This is a genomic window from Streptomyces sp. NPDC001536 (assembly GCF_042894505.1).
Lineage (GTDB): Bacteria > Actinomycetota > Actinomycetes > Streptomycetales > Streptomycetaceae > Streptomyces.
Window position 1 is genome coordinate 207,697 of record NZ_JBIAVQ010000001.1, and the last position, 19,144, is coordinate 226,840.

Below are 19,144 nucleotides of genomic sequence, written 5' to 3' on the forward strand. Positions count from 1 at the left end.
AGTGGCAATGTCCCACCACTTCCCGACCGAACCCGATCACACCAGCGACCGGATCAAGTCCTCCGCCTCCCCGAGGAGTTCGACCTCCCGCCGGCTCATCGTCGGATTGGCCACCCGCCTGCGCCGCGCCTCCGCCAGCCCCTCGTCGGTCAGGGACGACGGCTCGGCGAGCAACGCGGTGAGCATCGCGCGCGCCGGCTCCGCGAACGTCTCGTCCCCCACGGCGACCTGGGCGAGGATCACCGCCGACATGCCCCAGTCGAGACCGGGGTCGCCCTCCTCGGCGTTGGCCCAGTCGATGACGTAGGGCCCGGCGGGGGTGAGCATGACGTTGTCCGGATGCAGATCGAGGTGGACGACACGGCCGGGCAGCGCGTGCAACTGCCGCAGCAGTCGGGCCAGTACGACCCCTGCCTCCCGCGCGTCGATCTTTCCGGCGGCGAAGGCGGCCAGCATCGTCGGCCCGTGCAGCCGCTCCATCACCAGCTCGGTGGGCGAGCAGTCCTCGACCCGCACCCGCGGCACCGGATACCCCTGCCCGCGCACCCGCTCCATGACGGCCGCCTCGACGCGCGCGTCGCTGTAGGTGTCCCGGGCCCGCCGCAGCACCCACGCCTCGTCGATCTCGTACACGTCGGACGCCCGCCCCGAGCCGATCAGTCTCCCCGTGATGATCCCCATGCCGGGAACCTACCGCTGCTCACAGCCACCCCTCAGGGGCTTTGCTACGGGCCGGTAGAGTGGCCGCGTCGTCATCACACCCGTACGGGGGGAAGCCGGTGCAATTCCGGCGCTGACCCGCAACCGTGAGCCGTCTCCCGCCGGGAGCGGCGAGCCGGATCGCCCCGCTTTCGGTACTTGTGACCGGCTCACGTGCACCGGCAACCGGCCGGTGCGCGGCACCGTCGAGGTATACGGAGCCGAGCCGCCGGGGTGTCCCGTGCTGCCCGGCTCCCTTGCAGGGAGAGGCACCCGCCGATCATGAACGTCCGCCGCAGCGCAGCGGTCCTGGCCGCCACCGCAGTGATCGGTACGGCCGCACCGGCCGTCGCCGCGAGTCCTTCTCCTTCGCCGTCGGTGGCGATACCGGAGGGGTTGTACGGGAGTGGGGATCCGACGTACGACGGGGTGTGGCGGCAGTCGCTGACGCTGCTCGCGCAGGACACGGTGGGTGTCGTACCGGCCGCCGAAGCGGTGGACTGGCTCACCGGCCAGCAGTGCGCGAACGGCGCCTTCGCCCCCTTCCGCGCCGACACCACCAAGGCCTGTACCGCGAAGCTCCTGGTCGACACCAACAGCACGGCCGCCGCCGTCCAGGCCCTGGCCGCGCTCGGCGGGCACGACACCGCGACGGGCAAGGCGGTCGCCTGGCTGAAGTCCGTGCAGAACAAGGACGGCGGCTGGGGCTACGCCCCGGGCGGGGCCAGCGACGCGAACTCCACGTCCGTGGTCATCGGTGCGCTCACCGCGGCCGGTGAGAAGCCGGCCGATGTCGTCAAGGGCGGCAAGTCCCCCTACGACGCCCTGCTGACGTTCGCCCTGCCCTGCGCCGGGGACGGCGCGGGCGCCTTCGCCTACCAGCCGGACAAGAAGGGCAAGCTCGCGGCCAACGCGGACGCGACGGCGGCGGCCGTGGTGGGCGCGCTGGGCAAGGGCCTGGCCGGAACTCCCGAGAAGCCCACCGGCACCACCCCGACCTGCAAGGACGCCACCGATCCGGAGCAGGCCGCGGAGAACGGTGCCGCCTACCTCGTCAAGGCCCTCGCCAAGGACGGCCACCTCACGTCGGCGCTGCCCGGCTCCGAGGACCAGCCCGACTACGGCAACACGGCCGACGCGGTCCTCGCCCTCGCCACCGCCGGACAGGGTGAGCAGGCGGCCGACAGCATGCGCTGGCTGGAGGCCAACTTCGAGCAGTGGGCCCAGCAGAGCGGTCCGGCCGCGTACGCGCAGCTGATCCTCGCAGCCGAGGCCGACACCTTCGACACACGGGACTTCGGCGGCCAGGACCTGGTGAAGCTGCTCAACGCGACCGGCCCCGCGCCCGAGAAGGTGCCCTCCGCCACCGGAAGCGCGTCCCCGGCGGCGGACGACCGGGCGGCCGAGAAGGACGACGAGGGCGTCAGCGTCTGGTGGATCGTCGGGGTCGGTCTCGTGGGCGGCATCGGCGTCGGTTTCCTGATCAGCGGCCGCAAGAAGAAGCAGCAGCCGTGATCCGCCGAGCCCTCGCGCCGCTGCTGGCCGCGCTGGTCCTCCTGACCGGCGCGGCCCCGTCCGCCCACGCCGCCGGCTACCGCTACTGGTCCTTCTGGGACCGCACCGGCGGCGCCTGGACCTACGCCACCCAGGGCCCCGCCACCGCCGTCCCCGCCGACGGCGATGTGCAGGGGTTCCGTTTCGCCGTCAGTGAGGACTCCGGGGACGCGACGAAGCCCCGTGGCACGGCGTCGTTCGGGACGATCTGTGCGCAGACCCCGGCGGCGGAGGGCAAGAAGCGGGTGGCGCTGGTCGTCGACTTCGGTACGGCACAGGACGCCCCGTCCGGCGAGAGGCCGCCCGCGACGCGTACCGCCTGCGCGCTGGTGTCGCGGGACGCGACGACGGCGGAGGCGCTGGCGACGGTGGCGAAGCCGTTGCGGTACAGCACGAACGCGCTGCTGTGCGCGATCGCCGGGTATCCGGAGACGGGGTGCGGGGAGCAGGTGGCGGGAGGGAAGAAGCCGGCTTCCACGCGGCCGGCGTCCGCGCAGGACAAGGACTCCGACAGCGGCCCCTCGCTGGGCCTGTTCGCCGGCGCGGCAGCCGTCGCGGTCCTCGGCGCGGCAGCGGTGTGGCAGGCGAGGCGGCGCGGGAATGCGCGGTGACCTTCCGCGGCCGCGGAACCTGCACCCCGCCGCCTGGTGGCTCTGGGCCCTCGCCCTCGGCGTCGCTGCCACCCGCACCACCAACCCCCTCCTGCACGCCCTCCTCATCGCCACCTCCGCCTACGTCGTGGTGACCTGCCGCTCCGACGCCCCCTGGTCCCGCTCGTACTCCGCCTTCGTCAAGCTCGCCCTCGCCGTCCTCCTCATCCGCCTCGTCTTCGCCGTCACCCTCGGCTCGCCTCTCCCCGGCACCCATGTGATCGTCACCCTCCCCGAACTCCCCCTCCCCGACTGGGCGCAGGGCATCCGGCTCGGCGGCAAGGTCACCGGCGAGTCACTCCTGTTCGCGTTCTACGACGGGCTGAAGCTGGCCACCCTCCTCGTCTGCGTGGGCGCGGCGAATTCCCTCGCCAACCCCAGCCGGCTCCTCAAGTCCCTGCCGGGCGCCCTCTACGAGATCGGCGTGGCGGTCGTCGTCGCCCTCACCTTCGCGCCCCACTTCATCGCCGACGTCCAGCGCGTACGCGCCGCCCGCCGGCTGCGCGGCCGCCCGGACAAGGGCATCCGGGGCCTGCTGCACGTGGGCCTGCCGGTCCTGGAGGGCGCCCTGGAGCGCAGCGTCGGCCTCGCCGCCGCGATGGACGCGCGCGGGTACGGCCGTACCGCCGACGTCCCGTCCCGTGTCCGCCGTACGACGACCGCGCTCACCCTCGGCGGTCTGCTCGGCATCTGCGCGGGAACGTACGGCCTGCTCACCGCCGAGGGCGGCACGTACGGCATGCCCGTGCTCCTCGTCGGAGCGGTCGCCGCCCTCGCGGGGCTGCGCCTCGGCGGGCGGCGCACCCCGCGCACCCGCTACCGTCCGGACCGCTGGAACACGCGCGGGTGCCTCGTCGCCGGTTCCGGCGCGGTGGTGGCGGTGGCGCTGGCCCTCGCGGCCGCGGCGGACCCCGCGGCCCTGCACCCCGGCGTGATCCCGCCGGTCGCCCCGACCCTGCCCCTCTGGCCCGCGGCGGCGATCCTCGTCGGACTGCTCCCGGCCTTCATCGCGCCCTACAAGGAGCCGTCGTGATCCGCTTCGAGGATGTCTCCGTGACGTACGACGGGGCGGCCGAACCGACCGTCCGGGGCGTGGACTTCGAGGTCCCGGAGGGTGAACTCGTCCTGCTCGTGGGGCCGTCCGGCACCGGCAAGTCGACCGTCCTCAATTCCGTCTGCGGTCTCGTCCCGCACTTCACCGGCGGCACCCTGCGCGGCCGCGTCACGGTGGCCGGCCGTGACACCCGTACGCACAAGCCGCGTGAACTCGCCGACGTGGTGGGCACGGTGGGCCAGGATCCGCTGTCCCACTTCGTGACGGACACGGTCGAGGACGAACTCGCCTACGGCATGGAGTCGTTGGGCCTCGCGCCGGACGTGATGCGCCGCCGGGTGGAGGAGACCCTGGACCTCCTGGGCCTGGCCGACCTCCGCGACCGCCCCATCAGCACCCTCTCCGGCGGCCAGCAGCAGCGCGTGGCCATCGGCTCGGTCCTCACCCCGCACCCCAAGGTCCTCGTCCTCGACGAACCCACCTCCGCACTTGACCCGGCCGCCGCGGAGGAGGTCCTCGCGGTCATCCAACGCCTCGTCCACGACCTGGGGACGACGGTCCTGATGGCCGAGCACCGTCTGGAGCGGGTCATCCAGTACGCCGACCAGGTGGCCCTGTTGCCGGGTCAGGGGGCTCCCCTGGTGCTGGGCGACCCGGCCGAGATCATGGCCGTATCCCCGGTGTATCCGCCGGTGGTGGATCTGGGGCGCCTGGCGGGCTGGTCCCCGCTGCCCCTGACGGTGAGGGACGCGCGCCGAAGGGCAGGAGACCTACGGGCGCGTCTGAACGCAGGTCCAGACGCTGCCGCCCAGGGGCGCGGGGAACTGCGCGACCAGCCACATCAAACCCGCACCCGCCAACAACCTCCACCCCCCGAGCTATGGGGCGCCCCCACCCGCCGCCGCTGGTTCACACGCACCCCCACCCCTCTCCCCCCATCCCCCCACACCGCCGAAGTCCAAGCCCTCTCGGTCCGCCGTGCCCACGTCCACGCCCTCCGCCACATCGACCTCACCGTCACCCCCGGCGAGACCATCGCCCTGATGGGCCGCAACGGCGCGGGCAAGTCCACGCTGCTCAACGCACTCGTCGGTCTCGTAGAACCCTCCGCCGGTTCCGTGCGGGTGGGTGGAGCCGTGCCCCATCACACGCCCCCCAAGGACCTCATACGGCGTGTGGGCCTCGTACCGCAGGAGCCGCGCGACCTGCTGTACACCGACACGGTCGCCGCCGAATGCACGGCGGCCGACGCGGACGCGGGCGCCGCCCCCGGCACCTGCCGCGCCCTCGTCTCCGAGCTCCTCCCGGGCGTGAGCGACGACACCCACCCCCGCGACCTCTCCGAGGGCCAGCGCCTCGCACTCGCCCTGGCCGTCGTACTCACCGCCCGCCCTCCCCTGCTCCTCCTCGACGAGCCGACCCGAGGCCTGGACTACGCGGCGAAGGCCCGCCTGATCACGCTCCTCACGTCACTCGCCACCGAGGGCCACGCCATCATCCTGGCCACGCACGACGTGGAACTCGCCGCCGAGATCGCCCACCGGGTCGTCCTCCTCGCCGACGGCGAGGTGATCGCGGACGGCCCGGCGGCGGACGTCGTGGTGACCTCCCCCTCCTTCGCCCCTCAGGTCAGCAAGATCCTGGCCCCCCAGAAGTGGCTCACGGTGACACAGGTACGGGAGGCCCTCCGATGAAGCCGACGCCCGACGCCGAGAACCAAACCGCCCCTCCGACGAAATCGGCACCCGCCGACCAGGCCCGGACAAGCCCTCCGCCGCAGCCCGCACCCGGCACCCCCGACCACGGAAAGCCCGCCCCGAAACCGGCACCCGGCACCCCCCTCCACGGAAACCCCCTGTCCGTGTCGGCACCCGGCAAGGGCCGGCCTCGTCCCCGGCCGCGTGCCATCCGCCTCGGCCCCCGCTCCATCGCCGCCCTCGCCCTCTCCGGCGCGGTGGGTGTCGTCGCCTTCGGGTGGCCCTTCCTCGCGCCGCCGACCTCGCAGGTCGGGACGCATACGCAGGACGCGCCGTGGCTGTTCGCGGGGTTGTTGCTGCTGCTGGTCGGGGTGGTGGGGGCGGCGATGTCGGAGGCGGGGCTGGGGCCGAAGGCGGTGGCGATGATGGGCGTGCTGGCCGCGACCGGCGCCGCGCTGCGGCCGATCGGTGGCGGGACCGCCGGGATCGAGCCGATGTTCTTCCTGATGGTGCTGAGCGGCCGGGTGCTCGGCCCGGGGTTCGGGTTCGCGCTCGGCTCGACGACGATGTTCGCCTCGGCGCTGCTGACGGGCGGGGTGGGCCCGTGGATGCCGTTCCAGATGATGGCGATGGGCTGGTTCACGATGGGCGCGGGCCTGCTGCCGGGCCGGATCCGGGGGCGGGCGGAGCTGCGGCTGCTCGCCCTGTACGGATTCCTGGCCGCCTTCGCCTACGGCACGGCGATGAACCTGGCGGGCTGGCCCTTCATGGGCGCGCTGGCCTCGAACATCGCCTTCGCCCCCGGGGACCCGGTCCCCGAGAACCTGGCCCGCTTCCTCGCCTACTGCCTGGCCACCTCCCTCGGCTGGGACCTGGGCCGGGCGGTGTGCACGGTCGTGCTGACCTTCGTGCTCGGGCCGGCCGTACTCAGGGCGCTACGCAGAGCCACCCGGCGCGCGGCGTTCGAGACCGCGGTCACATTCGAGCCTCGTTGAGCGGTGAAGCACCCCACATGACCCACATCACGAACTAACCGGGCTAGTAGTACATTTCGGACGCCATGTACACGCCATAAGCGCCTCTGACCTGCACTTTGAGAGCCACGTCACACGGACCCCGCCCGCCCCACATACGACCACAACTAGCAAAAGGGGTCATTGCGGACGCGCTCCAAGCCTGTTTCTCTGGACAACGTCGCACGGCGCCGACCCGCCCCCCGGGCCTCGGCGCCAACGCATGTCACCGCCGCTCACCGCGGTCACGGCATACCCGCGACTCCCTGTCCCCGAAGAAAAGGTTCTCCGTGTCCGTCTCCCGCATCGTTCGCCGCATCGCTTCCCCCAAGAAGGCCATCACCACCGCCGCGATGGCCGCCGCCACCGCCGGTCTGGTGCTGACCGCGGCGCCCGCTCAGGCGGCCACCACCTCCTCGGCCGCCGAGGCCAAGTCCATCGCCCGTCAGATGATCCCGAACGCCGCGCAGTACAACGCGTTCAGCAAGATCGTCGAGCACGAGAGCGGCTGGGACGTCGACGCCACCAACGCCTCCTCCGGCGCCTACGGCCTGGTCCAGGCCCTGCCCGGCTCCAAGATGGCCTCCGCCGGCGCCGACTGGAAGACCAGCGCCGAGACCCAGATCGAGTGGGGCCTGAAGTACATGAACGAGCGCTACGGCAGCCCCACCGGTGCCTGGGCGTTCTGGCAGGCCAACGGCTGGTACTGAGCCGGCTGACAGCAGACTGACGTAAGAAGGCGGCGGTCCCCTCCACGAGGGGGCCGCCGCCTTCGTCGTCCAGGGGGAGCGCTCATGGTCCACTGGGCCGGTGAGCACAGAGACTGAGGAGTCCACCACCCCCGAGGACCGCGGGCTCCGACTGGTGCCGGTACTGCTCGCGCTGACCCTGGTCAGCGGTCTGATCGACGCCGTCAGCTATCTCGGCCTCGGGCACGTCTTCACCGCGAACATGACCGGCAACGTGGTGGTGCTGGGCTTCGCCGCGGCCGGTGCCCCCGGGTTCTCGGTACCGCACACCGCAACTTCGCTCGCCGCGTTCCTGGTGGGCGCGGTGGTGGGCGGCCGGACCGCCGTACGGCTCGGTCGTGGCTCCCGGCGCAGGTGGGCCCGTCTCACCCTCGCCGCCGAGGCCGCGCTGCTGGGCGCGTCCGCGGTGGTCGCCTTCCTCGCGCCCGACGACCCGGCCACCGTCTACACCCTCATCGCGGTCACGGCCTTCGCGATGGGCCTGCGCAACGCCACGGTCCGCAAACTCGGCGTCCCCGACATCACGACCACCGTCCTGACCATGACCCTGACCGGCCTCGCCGCGGACTCCCGCGCGGGCGGTGGCCCGGGGACACGCTCTCCCCGCCGTTCCGCCGCGGTCGTCGCCATGGTGGTGGGCGCCGCGCTCGGGGCGTGGCTGGTGCTGCACCACGGGCTGGGCATCCCCCTGCTGGTCACGGCCGTACTGGTGGGGGTGCTGGCGGTGGTGGCGTCGGGGCGGGAGTAGCGGGCCGTTCCGTCCGGCGGGACCGCTCGGCGCCACCGCGGCGGAACGTTCGCCATCCGCCGCGGCACGAGCAGCTCTCCGCCGTGGGCCGCTCCCTTCCGCGGCGACCCGGCCTACGCCAAGTCCGGCCGGGAGCGCTACGGCACCGGCCCGGACCTCCCCGCCCTCCTCGACGCGTGCCTCGCCGAGACCCGGGACCAGGCACTCCCCCTCACCGCCCGGGCCGCGCGCGCCTACCTCGACGTCTGCTTCTTCCACCCCTTCGACGACGGCAACGCCCGCTCCGCGTTCCTCACCCTGACCTTCGTCCTGGCCCGGGCCGGTGTCGCCCTCGACCAGGTCGGCCCCGTACGCCGGATCCGCCGCCGCGCCGACGACCCCGAGGGCGCGCTCGCCCTCGCCGACCTGCCGGCCGTCCTCATCACGGCCGCAGCGGGTCGACGGGCACCCGGTGGTCCGGCGTGCCGTCCTTCGCCAGCATCGAGTGACCGCCGGCCACCGCGCGGTACAGCCTGATCCCGGAATCGCCCCGCACGTCGTCGAGGTTCCAGACCCGTCCTCCGTGCCCCACCGAACGCCGGGAGAAGACCTCCAGCGCCCGCTCGGCCGCCGGGTCGTCCAGGACCTCCTCGGCCACGCCGGCCATGTACACGCCCTGCCCGGTCCCGATCGGCACCGACGAGTCGAAGACCGAGATCCCCACCTCGGGCCGTACCGCGATGTTCCGTGAGTGGGTCGCCTCCGGCGAGGACACCCAGAAGAACTCCCGGTACCCCTCGTGCGCGAAGTAGACGGGCGAACCCCACGGCCGCCCGTCCGCGTCGGCGGTGGCCAGCACCATGTACCGGATCCCGTCGACGATCCCCCGCGCTACCTCCCCGCGCCCCGTCACCGACGCCGCCGGTAGACGAGCCCGAAGTCCCGCTCCCACGGCGCCGATTCGTCCTTGGCCAGCTCCCAGGCACCCGTGATGACATCACCTTCGACCCGCCCGGTGAACCGCTGCCGGAACGACAGCGCCGAGAAGTCCGCCGTCTCGCGCAGCAGCCGCCACTCCTCGCCGTCGAAGCTCATCGCGTACGTCCGTACCACCCCGCGCGTGTCGAAGTAGTGGTACGTGTACGCCCCCGACTCCGGATCGACGGCGATCACCGCCATGCTGTCCGGGGCCCCCTCGACCGGGATCTCGGTCCGCTGCACCAGGAACCGCCCGTCCAGGTCCCACGCGAACACACACCGCGCCGGAGGCCCGTCCGCCCCGGGAAGATCGGCCTCCACGGCCCACTCCCCGGCCAGCACCTCCAGCCGTTCCAGCGCTTCCTGCCCCGCCGATCCGCCCATCGCGGACACCTCCTCCTCGCGTCTGACACCAGGGGTGACGTCGACGGCGGGTGAAACTCATCGGTCCGGGCCGAACGGGGGGCGACCCGGACCGACGCCTGCTCGGCGGACTACTTGGCGAGGAACGCCAGCAGCGCCGCGTTCACCTCCTGCGCGTGCGTCCACAGCAGGCCGTGCGGGGCGCCCTCGATCTCGACGTACTCGGCGGAGGGCAGCAGGGCGTGGAAGGGGCGGCCGGTCGCGTCGATCGGCAGGATGCGGTCGCCGGTGCCGTGCAGGATGAGCGCCGGGACGTCCACGTTCGCCACGTCCGCGCGGAAGTCGGTGATCCAGGTGGGCACGCAGGCCACCGAGGCATGCGCGGAGGCGCCGGCCGCGACGTTCCAGCTGTTGCGGACGGCCTCCTCGCTGATCCGGCTGCCGAGCGTCTCATCGAGGTTGTAGAAGTCCTGGTAGAAGGCGGTGAAGTAGGCGTACCGGTCCTTGGTGACGGCCTCCAGGATGCCGTCGAAGACCGCCTGGTCGACGCCGGCCGGGTTGTCGTCGGTCTTCAGCAGGAAGGGTTCGAGGGAGGCCAGGAAGACCGCCTTGGCCACCCTGCGCGAGCCGTACGTGCCCAGGTAGCGGCCCACCTCGCCGGTGCCCATGGAGAAGCCGACGAGCACCGCGTCGGTCAGGTCCAGGGTGGTCAGCACCTTGTCGAGGTCGGCGGCGAAGGTGTCGTAGTCATAGCCCGTGGTCGGCTGCGAGGAGCGGCCGAAACCGCGGCGGTCGTACGTGATGACCCGGTATCCGGCGTCCAGGAGGGCGGGAAGCTGCTTCTCCCAGGAGTGCCCGTCCAGCGGGTAGCCGTGGATCAGTACCACGGGCTGCCCGGTGCCGTGGTCCTCGTAGTACAGCTCGATCTCCGCGCTGTTCTCTTCGCCAACGGTGATGTACGCCATGACAGTTGCTCTCCGTTCGGTCATATGTGTTGGGGAGGCCCTCAGCCCATCAGCCCCACCCCGAGGGCTCCAGGCAGAACCACAGGCGGAAGTGCGCCCGCGTTTCCGAGGCTTGCGACAATTGCCCCGATGACCAGTGACTTCCCGCAGGGCACCGCGTTCGGTGTCACGCTGCGCTCCCTGCGCCGGACCGCCCGACTGACCCTGGAGGAGCTGGCCGGGATCTCCGGGGTCAGCGTCCGGGCCCTCGGGGACATGGAGCGCGGCCGCAGCCGAGGCCCCCAGCGCCGTACCGTCGAGGCCCTCGCCGACGCCCTGAAGCTCGACACCGAGCAGCGCGGACGCCTTCGGCGTCTGGCCGATGCGGGGCGGGAACGCGGCGGCGCCCCGCCACCGCCGTATCTCCTGCGCACGGTCCCGGACTTCACCGGCCGGGAGGAGGAACTGGCCGCCCTCGCGGCCCTCGCCGCCGCCCCGGCGCGCACCCGTGGCGTGGTCCTGTTCGGGCCCGGCGGTCAGGGCAAGACGACCCTTGCCGCCGAGGCCGCCCGACGGCTGGCCGGGCACTTCCCGGACGGCTGTGTCAGCGTCCAGCTGCACGGCATGAGCGAGTCGCCGGTGCCCGCCGCCGAGGCCCTGGTCCTGCTGCTCACCGCGCTCGGCCACCCGCCCGACCGCATCCCGGTCGACATCGCCGCCCGCGAGGCCGTCTACCGTGCGGCCCTCGCCGGCCGGCGCGTCCTGGTCGTCCTCGACGACGACGCCGACGAGGCCCACACCCGCCCGCTCCTGCCGGACGCCCCGGGCTGCTTCGCCCTGGTCACCGGACGCCGCCCGCTGGCCGGACTGGAAGGCGTCCAGCGCATCCGGCTCGGCGGGCTGTCCACCCGGGAGTCGGCGACCCTGCTGGAGCGGATCCTCGGCACCGGACGCACGGCCGGGCAGAGCGACGCCATCGGGAGGCTCACCGGCCTGTGCGGTCATCTCCCCCTCGCCCTGCGGATCGTCGGCAACCGGCTCTCCAGCCGGCCCACCTGGACCCCGGACCGGCTGGCCGGTCAACTGGCCGACGAGGAGCGCAGGTTGAGCGGCCTGGTGGCGGGCGACCTCGCGGTACGCAGCGCCTTCGCGCTCTCCTACCGCCAGCTCACCGGCCCCCGCCGGCTCCTGCTGCGCCGCCTCGCGCTCACCCCGGGCCGGGACACCGGTCCGGAGCTCGCCGCCGTGCTGGTGGAGGGGGACCCGATCGCGGTGGAGGACTCCCTCGACCAGCTCGTCGACCGGGGCCTGCTGGAGGAGACCGCGCTCGGCCGCTACGCCCTGCACGACCTGGTACGGCTCTTCGCCCGCGAGCAGTTGGCCCAGGAGGACCCCCCGGAACTCACCGAGGCCGCCCGCCTCCGCATGGCCGACTGGCTGCTGCGCTCGGCCTCCGCCGCGGGCCGCCCCTTCGAGGCACCGGGCGCGCCGGAGCCATGGCCCGGCGGCACCCCAGCCTTCCACCCCGAGTCACGGGAGGACGCGGAGCACTGGCTCACCGCCGAACGCGCCCACTGGGCGGGGGCGCTGGAGATCCTCGCGGAGGCGGGGGAACACGAGCACATCCTGCACGTCTCCCGCACGCTCTACTGGTTCTCCGACCGCTGGAGCGAATGGCCCGAATGGCGCCTGCTGTTCGCCCAGGGTGCCCGCTCCGCCGCCGCCCTCGGCGACCGCGCGGCCGAGGCCCATCAGCTCAACTGCCTCGCCTGGGCCCACTCGGTCGGCGCCGCGCAGTACACCCGGGCCGAGCAACACGCGCGCCGCGCCCTGGAGTTGGCTACCGAGGGCGGCGACGTGGAACAACAGGCCTGGTCCTGGGCCTACTTGACCGGCTCCCTCATGGGACAGGGCCGACCGGCCGAAGCGGTGCCGGCGATCGAGCACGCCCTGCGCCTGTTCGAGAACCTCGGCGACCCGATGGGCACGGCGGTCGCCGCCCGCCAGCACGCCAGCGCCCTCCGCGAGGCCGGACGCCCCGAGGAGGCCCTGACCCTGCACCGCGCCCAACTCGGCATCCCTTCCGGGGATGTCCCCGACGTCGGCGAGTACATCCAGGCACTCCTCCAGCACGAGATAGCCGCCGACCTGCTGGCCCTGGACCGCTGGACCGAGGCGGCAGCCGCCTACCGCGCCATCATGACCCCGCGCACCCACAGGGGCATCGAGCGTTTCCGCGCCAACATCCTCACGGGCCTCGCCACCGCCCTGGAACACCTCGGCGAACTCCCTGAGGCCCGCGAGCGCTACGAGCAGGCCCACCGCCTCTACATGTCGGTGGGCGACACGGCGTCCGCGACCGGGACCCGGACCTCGCTCGCCCGCCTCGCACAAGAATGACCGACGTCCTCACGCGGACGTTCCGCACTCGAACCACACGGTCTTCCCACCCCCGGCCGCACTCGCCACCCCCCACTTGTCCACGACCGCCCCCAGCAGCACCAGCCCCCGCCCGCCCTCCGAGTCGGACGCCGGCTCACCGCGCACAACGGGCCGCTGGGCACATCCGTCCGTCACCTCCACCCGGGCCCCGGCCGTTCTCAGGACGACCACCTCGCACCGCCGGTCCGGAACATGCCGTACGACATTGGTGACCAGCTCCGTCACACCCAGCTCCACGGCGTCGGTCAGCTCGGTCAGCTCCCACTCGGCGAGCAACGAGCGGACGATACGGCGGATGTGCCGGACCGAGTGCTCGCCGACGGTGAGGCTCATTCGGTAGTGCGTGGTGGGGGGAAAGTATGTGTTCACGGTACGAGCGTGAACTGGCGCGACTACGCTGGGCTACAGGCTGAACACAACCTGTTCTGGAGTGGGGGCACTTCGTGACGCACGTCAATGTCCTTGACCCGGGGGCCTCGCCGCTCGACTACTACGGCTTCGAGCTGCGGCGGCTGCGGGAAGCCGCGGGGCTGACACAGAAGCAGCTCGGGGACATCGTCAACTACACCGCGTCACTGGTGGGGCAGATCGAGACAGCGAGAAAGGTGCCGACACCGGAGTTCAGCGAGCGGGTGGACGTGGCGCTGGGGACGGACGGGCTACTGTCCCGACTCGTCGACCTGGTGCTGCGCAATCAACTCCCAGCGTGGTTCCAGCAGGTGGCCGAACTCCAGGCGCGGGCCATCGAGATCTACTCCTTCGAGACGCACCTGGTCCACGGTCTGCTCCAGACCGAGGGCTACGCCTGTGCCGTGCTCAGCGCGCTGGACAGCACCAATCTCGACGACCGCACTGCCGTACGGCTCGCCCGTCGGCGCATCTTCGACAAGGAGAGGCCGCCCGTCTACTGGGCGGTACTGAGCGAGTCTGCGCTTTATCAGAACATGGGCGGCGCAGGCACCATGCGGAACCAACTGGCCCACCTGTTGGCTTTCGAGACCAACCCCCGGATCAACATCCAGATCCTGCCGTTCACAGCCGGAGCGCACGCGGGCATGCAAGGCTCGTTCGACGTCTACCGATTCGCCAGCGACCCGGCCATCGTCTACACCGAGGGCTACAACAGCGCGCACCCGACCGCGAACCCGGACACGGTCAACGACTGCACACTCCGTTACGATCATCTTCAGGCTGCCTCACTCTCCCTCAGGGAGTCGGCGGCGATGATCCGTCGCGTGATGGAGGAACGCTATGGAGAGCAGCAACTGGCGTAAGTCCAGCTACAGCGGCGACCAGGGTGGCAACTGCGTCGAAATCGCCGACGCACGCCCCGCCATCGCCATCCGCGACTCAAAAACCCCGGCGGGACCGATCCTCACCATCGACCCCGCCGCGTTCACCACCTTCATCAACTGGACGTCTACAGCCGCTGAATGATCGTGCCGGTGGCCAGACCGCCCCCCGCACACATCGTCACCAGCGCGAACTCCTTGTCCGCGCGCTCCAGTTCATGAAGGGCCGTGGTGATGAGCCGCGCCCCGGTCGCCCCCACCGGGTGCCCGAGCGCGATCGCCCCGCCGTTCACGTTCACCTTCTCCAGGTCCTGCTCGAAGACCTGGGCCCAGCTCAACACCACCGACGCGAAGGCCTCGTTGATCTCGACGAGGTCGATGTCCTTCAAGGACATCCCGGCCTTCCCAAGCACCGCCTTGGTCGCGTCGATCGGTCCGTCGAGGTGGAAGTGCGGGTCGGAGCCGACCAGCGCCTGGGCGACGATCCGGGCGCGCGGACGCAGCTTCAGCGCGCGCGCCATCCGTTTCGACGCCCACATGATCGCCGCCGCGCCGTCGCTGATCTGGGACGAGTTGCCCGCCGTGTGGATGGCGGTGGGCATGACGGACTTCAGGCGCGCCAGCGCCTCCATGGACGTGTCGCGCAGGCCCTCGTCCCGGTCCACCAGCCGCCACATGCCCTGCCCGGCGTGCTGCTCGTCCTCGGTCGTCGGCACCTGCACGGCGAAGGTCTCGCGCTTGAAGCGTTCCTCGCTCCAGGCGACGGCGGCCCGCTCCTGCGAGATGAGCCCGAGTGAGTCGACGTTCTCCCGCGTCAGCCCCCGATGGCGGGCGATCCGCTCCGCCGCCTCGAACTGGTTGGGCAGGTCCACGTTCCACTCGTCGGGGAACGGCTTGCCCGGCCCGTGCTTGGACCCGGACCCGAGCGGCACGCGGGACATCGCCTCGACGCCGCAGGAGATGCCGACGTCGATGACGCCCGCCGCGATGAGGTTCGCCGTCATGTGCGAGGCCTGCTGCGAGGAGCCGCACTGACAGTCGACGGTCGTCGCCGCCGTCTCGTACGGCAGGCCCATCGTCAGCCAGGCCGTGCGCGCGGGGTTCATGGACTGTTCGCCGGCGTGGGTCACCGTGCCGCTGACGATCTGCTCGACGCAGTCGGCGGGGATGCCGGTGCGGCCGAGGAGTTCACGGTAGGTCTCGCCCAACAGGTAGGCGGGGTGCAGATTGGCGAGGGCGCCGCCGCGCCTGCCGATGGGGGTGCGTACGGCTTCGACGATCACGGGTTCCGCGGCCATGGGGAGTTCCTCTCCTCCGTACCCGCGCGGCGCGGGGGCGTCCCGGCCCGGCCCGCCACGCGGAACTAGTACGTGTTCTAGTTCCACAGGCAGTCTGCTGACACGGAGTCCATCACCGCAAGAGTCGTGCACGCCTCTTGCTACTTCTAGAACCGGTTACTACGTTCACGACAGAAACTGATGGACCGTCAGAAGAATGCCGGAACACGGCTGGAGCTGCCCATGACCTGTCCCGCGCTCCCCGACGGGTTCGACCTCACCGACCCCGACATGCTGCAACAGCGCGTACCGCTACCGGAGTTCGCCGAACTGCGCCGAACGGAACCGGTCCACTGGATCGCCCAGTCGGACAACGTCGCCGGCTTCCAGGACGAGGGCTACTGGGCCGTCACCCGGCACGAGGACGTCAAGTTCGTCTCCACGCACCCGGAGATCTTCTCCTCCATGCTCAACACGGCGATCATCCGCTTCAACGAGCACATCGAGCGCGACGCCATCGACGCCCAGCGGCTGATCATCCTCAACATGGACCCGCCGGAGCACACCCGGGTCCGCCAGATCGTCCAGCGCGGCTTCACCCCGCGCTCGATCCGGGCGCTGGAGGACACCCTGCGCGCCAGGGCGCAGGGCATCGTCCAGAACGCCCTCGCCCACGAGGGCTCCTTCGACTTCGTCACCCAGGTCGCCTGCGAACTCCCCCTCCAGGCCATCGCCGAGCTCATCGGCATCCCGCAGGAGGACCGGCTCAAGATCTTCGAGTGGTCGAACCGGATGATCTCGTACGACGATCCCGAGTACGCCATCACCGAGGAGGTCGGCCAGGAGGCGGCGATGGAGGTCATCGCCTACGCCATGAACATGGCCGCCGACCGCAAGAAGTGCCCGGCGAAGGACATCGTGACCACGCTGGTGGCGGCGGAGGACGAGGGCAACCTGGGCTCGGACGAGTTCGGCATGTTCGTCCTCGCGCTTGCGGTCGCGGGCAACGAGACCACCCGCAACGCGATCAGCCACGGCATGCACGCCTTCCTGACCCACCCCGACCAGTGGGAGCTCTTCAAGCGCGAGCGCCCGGCGACCACGGCGGAGGAGATCGTCCGCTGGGCGACCCCCGTGGTCAGCTTCCAGCGCACGGCGACGCAGGACACCGAACTGGGCGGCAAGAAGATCAAGCAGGGCGACCGGGTGGGCATCTTCTACGCCTCGGCCAACCACGACCCGGACGTCTTCGAGAACCCGGACACCTTCGACATCACCCGCGACCCCAACCCCCACCTCGGCTTCGGCGGCGGCGGCCCGCACTTCTGCCTCGGCAAGTCGCTGGCGGTCCTGGAGATCAACCTGATCTTCAACGCCATAGCCGACGCCATGCCCGGCCTCCATCTGACCGGCGACCCCCGCAGGCTGCGCTCCGCGTGGATCAACGGCGTGAAGGAACTCCAGGTGAGCGTGGACTGACGGCAGCGACCCCTACTCGGGCCGGCGGCTTCCCGGCGCCGTCGGCCCGTCTCCAGACCCGGGGGAGGCGGGGAGCACCCCCATCCCTACGCCCCGCTCCTGCCTCCCCCGAGGCCCGCCGCCACGGGTTCCTCCTCGGCACGCGCCGCCACCGCCACCGTCGTACGCGCCCGCGGCCCCTGGAACAGATAGGCCAGCCCGAAGCCGCCGCCCACCACCAGCGCGCCGCCCACCGCGTCCAGGACCCAGTGGTTGCCCGTCACCACGATCGCCGTCACCGTGAACAGCGGGTGCAGCAGGCCCAGCGCTTTCAGCCACCACTTCGGGGCGACGATCGCGATGACCAGACCGCACCACAGTGACCAGCCGAAGTGCAGGGACGGCATCGCGGCGTACTGGTTGGTCAGGGCGGTCAGCGTGCCGTAGTCCGGCTTGGAGAAGTCCTGGACACCGTGGACCGTGTCGATGACGCCCAGCGACGGCATGAGCCGGGGCGGGGCCAGCGGGTAGAGCCAGAAGCCGACCAGGGCCAGCAGGGTCGTGAAGCCCAGTGACGCGCGGGCCCAGCGGTAGTCCACCGGGCGCCGCCAGTACAGGACCGCCAGCACCGACAGCGGCACCACGAAGTGGAAGGACGTGTAGTAGAAGTCGAAGAAGTCGCGCAGCCAGGCGACCTTGACCACCGCGTGGTTGGCCCAGTGCTCGATGTCGATGTGCAGCCAGCGCTCCAGATCGAGGATCTGCTGCCCGTGGGCCTCCGCCCGCGCCCGGCCCTCGGAGTTGCTGCCGCCCGTCGCCGCCAGCCGCACCTTCTGGTACGCCGCGTACGTCACCCGGATCAGCAGCAGTTCCAGGAGCAGGTTCGGGCGGGTCAGCACGCGCTTCAGGAACGGCAGCAGCGGCACGTGCCGGAAGCGGGTGGGGACCGGTTCGGCCTGCTGCGCGGGGATCGCGGTCTGGTAGTACGGCGAGGTGCGGGACAGGAACGGGATCACCGTCGCCGCCGCGAGCGCCGCGAGCAGGACGACGTTGTCGCGCAACGGGTACAGCGACGACATGTTCGGCAGCATCATCTTCGTCGGCAGCGTCATCACGAGCACCACGGCCACCGGCCACACATACCGGTCCGAGGCCCGCTTCCCGACCCGCCCGACCACCGCGAGCAGCACCCACAGCAGCTGGTGCTGCCAGGTCGTCGGGGAGATCAGGATCGCCGCGCAGCCCGTGATGGCGACCGCGAGCAGCAGCTGCCCGTCGTGGGCGTAGCGCACCGCCCGGCGCAGGGCCAGTACCGCCACCGCCGTGCCCAGCACGAGGAACAGCGCGATCTCCAGCGGCCCGGACAGGCCCGCTCTCAGCAGCGCGCCGTGCAGCGACTGGTTGGCGAGACCGTCCGCCGCGCCGCCGAGCCCGGTGCCCGCCACGTGGTGGACCCAGTAGGTGTACGAGTCGTGCGGCATCGCCAGCCACGCGAGCGCCGTGCACGCGGCGAAGGTCACCCCGGCCGACAGCCCGGCCCGGCGCCGGCCCGTGAACCACAGCAAGGGCGCGAACAGCAGCACCGTCGGCTGGAGCGCGGCGGCCACCCCGATCAGCAGCCCGCCCGCCCGCTCGCCGCGGACGACGAAACAGCCCAGCAGGACCAGGAGCACCGGCATGATGCTCGTCTGGCCCAGATACAGCGTGTTGCGGACCGGCAGCGACAGCATCAGCAGGCTGATCGCGACCGGCGCGGCCAGCAGCGACGTACGTCTGTTCACCGGCTGAGGAAGCGCACGCGCGGCGACGAGGCCCAGCGCGACGACCAGCAGCAGCGTGCCGAAGGTCCATCCCCAGCCGAGCGCCTGCTCGGCGGCACGTGTCAACGGCTTCAGAACGAGCCCCCCGAAAGGGGTACCGGTGAACAGCGTCGAGTCGTAGAGCGAGCCCTTCACATGCAGGACGCCGTCCGGGCCGACCCAGGTCTCCAGATCCGTCAGCCGCTCCCCGTCGGGGGTGCTCAGGACGACGGCCACCTGTCGGACGGCGAGTATCGCGGCGATCAGCCACAGTCCCAGGCGGGCCACGCGCAGACGTGCTCTCGCCGTGTCGGCGGCTGCCGCTCCGAACGCCTCCGCGGTTTGCCCGCTGTGTTCCGCATTCGCCACGCCTCGTAGGCCTCCCGCCCCGTTTTCCCACGCATTGGATGCGTGAGGGCTGCTTTGCGAACCCTATTCAAGGCTCGCA

19 protein-coding genes and 1 riboswitch are annotated in these 19,144 nt (G+C 71.7%); of the genes, 12 read left to right on the forward strand and 7 right to left on the reverse strand.

What is annotated here, in order from left to right; genetic code table 11:
- Positions 1–36: 36 nt before the first annotated feature.
- Complete coding sequence (locus ACFY0U_RS00975; protein ID WP_388628258.1) at positions 37–681, reverse strand: phosphotransferase; 645 nt, start codon at positions 679–681, stop codon at positions 37–39.
- Between the two features lie 41 nt (positions 682–722).
- A riboswitch (cobalamin riboswitch) is annotated at positions 723–867 on the forward strand.
- A 114-nt stretch (positions 868–981) separates the two neighbouring features.
- Between ACFY0U_RS00975 and ACFY0U_RS00980 the strand changes: the two genes are divergently transcribed.
- The 8 genes from ACFY0U_RS00980 (at position 982) to ACFY0U_RS01015 (ending at position 8,680) form a co-directional block, all read left to right on the forward strand.
- On the forward strand, positions 982–2,214 hold the full coding sequence (locus ACFY0U_RS00980; RefSeq protein WP_388628261.1) for a prenyltransferase/squalene oxidase repeat-containing protein: 1,233 nt from the start codon (positions 982–984) through the stop codon (positions 2,212–2,214).
- On the forward strand, positions 2,211–2,864 hold the full coding sequence (locus ACFY0U_RS00985; protein WP_388628264.1) for an SCO2322 family protein: 654 nt from the start codon (positions 2,211–2,213) through the stop codon (positions 2,862–2,864). The genes ACFY0U_RS00980 and ACFY0U_RS00985 overlap by 4 nt, the downstream gene beginning before the upstream one ends.
- On the forward strand, positions 2,854–3,936 hold the full coding sequence (locus tag ACFY0U_RS00990; RefSeq protein WP_388628267.1) for an energy-coupling factor transporter transmembrane component T: 1,083 nt from the start codon (positions 2,854–2,856) through the stop codon (positions 3,934–3,936). The genes ACFY0U_RS00985 and ACFY0U_RS00990 overlap by 11 nt, the downstream gene beginning before the upstream one ends.
- The gene (locus ACFY0U_RS00995) at positions 3,933–5,651 is read left to right on the forward strand and encodes an ABC transporter ATP-binding protein (protein ID WP_388628269.1); all 1,719 of its coding nucleotides are present in this window, start codon (positions 3,933–3,935) and stop codon (positions 5,649–5,651) included. Before ACFY0U_RS00990 ends, ACFY0U_RS00995 begins: the two co-directional genes overlap by 4 nt.
- Positions 5,648–6,649 carry an ECF transporter S component gene (locus ACFY0U_RS01000; protein WP_388628272.1) on the forward strand — a complete coding sequence of 334 codons (1,002 nt, stop codon included), beginning with the start codon at positions 5,648–5,650 and terminating at the stop codon, positions 6,647–6,649. Before ACFY0U_RS00995 ends, ACFY0U_RS01000 begins: the two co-directional genes overlap by 4 nt.
- A 308-nt stretch (positions 6,650–6,957) precedes the next feature.
- Positions 6,958–7,377, forward strand: coding sequence for a transglycosylase SLT domain-containing protein (locus ACFY0U_RS01005; RefSeq protein WP_388628275.1), 420 nt, complete (start codon positions 6,958–6,960; stop codon positions 7,375–7,377).
- A 100-nt stretch (positions 7,378–7,477) separates the two neighbouring features.
- Positions 7,478–8,164 (forward strand): YoaK family protein, encoded by a 687-nt coding sequence (locus ACFY0U_RS01010; RefSeq protein WP_388628278.1) that lies wholly within the window; start codon positions 7,478–7,480, stop codon positions 8,162–8,164.
- A 54-nt stretch (positions 8,165–8,218) separates the two neighbouring features.
- On the forward strand, positions 8,219–8,680 hold the full coding sequence (locus ACFY0U_RS01015; RefSeq protein ID WP_388630364.1) for a Fic family protein: 462 nt from the start codon (positions 8,219–8,221) through the stop codon (positions 8,678–8,680).
- Here the strand turns inward: ACFY0U_RS01015 and ACFY0U_RS01020 are convergent.
- The 3 genes from ACFY0U_RS01020 to ACFY0U_RS01030 all read right to left on the reverse strand — a co-directional run bounded on the left by ACFY0U_RS01020 (position 8,586) and on the right by ACFY0U_RS01030 (position 10,449).
- A complete protein-coding gene (locus ACFY0U_RS01020) occupies positions 8,586–9,095 on the reverse strand; it encodes a pyridoxamine 5'-phosphate oxidase family protein (RefSeq protein ID WP_388628280.1) in 510 nt (169 codons plus the stop codon). The two genes, ACFY0U_RS01015 and ACFY0U_RS01020, sit on opposite strands and share 95 nt — an antisense overlap.
- The gene (locus ACFY0U_RS01025; RefSeq protein WP_388628283.1) at positions 9,053–9,505 is read right to left on the reverse strand and encodes a hypothetical protein; all 453 of its coding nucleotides are present in this window, start codon (positions 9,503–9,505) and stop codon (positions 9,053–9,055) included. Before ACFY0U_RS01025 ends, ACFY0U_RS01020 begins: the two co-directional genes overlap by 43 nt.
- 110 nt (positions 9,506–9,615) lie before the next feature.
- Positions 9,616–10,449 carry an alpha/beta fold hydrolase gene (locus ACFY0U_RS01030; protein ID WP_388628286.1) on the reverse strand — a complete coding sequence of 278 codons (834 nt, stop codon included), beginning with the start codon at positions 10,447–10,449 and terminating at the stop codon, positions 9,616–9,618.
- Positions 10,450–10,578: 129 nt separating this feature from the next.
- Here ACFY0U_RS01030 and ACFY0U_RS01035 point away from each other — a divergent pair, with 129 nt between their 5' ends.
- Positions 10,579–12,828 (forward strand): helix-turn-helix domain-containing protein, encoded by a 2,250-nt coding sequence (locus tag ACFY0U_RS01035; RefSeq protein ID WP_388628289.1) that lies wholly within the window; start codon positions 10,579–10,581, stop codon positions 12,826–12,828.
- A gap of 9 nt (positions 12,829–12,837) precedes the next feature.
- Here ACFY0U_RS01035 and ACFY0U_RS01040 read toward each other — a convergent pair whose 3' ends face one another.
- Entirely contained in the window at positions 12,838–13,203 is a 366-nt protein-coding gene (locus tag ACFY0U_RS01040) for an ATP-binding protein (protein WP_388628292.1), read from the reverse strand.
- Positions 13,204–13,313: 110 nt separating this feature from the next.
- Between ACFY0U_RS01040 and ACFY0U_RS01045 the strand changes: the two genes are divergently transcribed.
- Together ACFY0U_RS01045 and ACFY0U_RS01050 are read left to right on the forward strand one after the other, a co-directional pair.
- Positions 13,314–14,144 (forward strand): helix-turn-helix domain-containing protein, encoded by an 831-nt coding sequence (locus tag ACFY0U_RS01045; protein ID WP_388628295.1) that lies wholly within the window; start codon positions 13,314–13,316, stop codon positions 14,142–14,144.
- On the forward strand, positions 14,122–14,307 hold the full coding sequence (locus ACFY0U_RS01050; RefSeq protein ID WP_388628297.1) for a DUF397 domain-containing protein: 186 nt from the start codon (positions 14,122–14,124) through the stop codon (positions 14,305–14,307). The genes ACFY0U_RS01045 and ACFY0U_RS01050 overlap by 23 nt, the downstream gene beginning before the upstream one ends.
- On the opposite strand, the gene ACFY0U_RS01055 is transcribed toward ACFY0U_RS01050, so the two are convergent.
- Positions 14,291–15,460 carry a steroid 3-ketoacyl-CoA thiolase gene (locus tag ACFY0U_RS01055; protein WP_388628300.1) on the reverse strand — a complete coding sequence of 390 codons (1,170 nt, stop codon included), beginning with the start codon at positions 15,458–15,460 and terminating at the stop codon, positions 14,291–14,293. The two genes, ACFY0U_RS01050 and ACFY0U_RS01055, sit on opposite strands and share 17 nt — an antisense overlap.
- A gap of 222 nt (positions 15,461–15,682) precedes the next feature.
- Here ACFY0U_RS01055 and ACFY0U_RS01060 point away from each other — a divergent pair, with 222 nt between their 5' ends.
- Positions 15,683–16,918, forward strand: coding sequence for a cytochrome P450 (locus ACFY0U_RS01060; protein WP_388630367.1), 1,236 nt, complete (start codon positions 15,683–15,685; stop codon positions 16,916–16,918).
- 86 nt (positions 16,919–17,004) lie between these two features.
- Here ACFY0U_RS01060 and ACFY0U_RS01065 read toward each other — a convergent pair whose 3' ends face one another.
- A complete protein-coding gene (locus ACFY0U_RS01065; RefSeq protein ID WP_388628303.1) occupies positions 17,005–19,065 on the reverse strand; it encodes a bifunctional glycosyltransferase 87/phosphatase PAP2 family protein in 2,061 nt (686 codons plus the stop codon).
- Positions 19,066–19,144 lie beyond the last annotated feature (79 nt).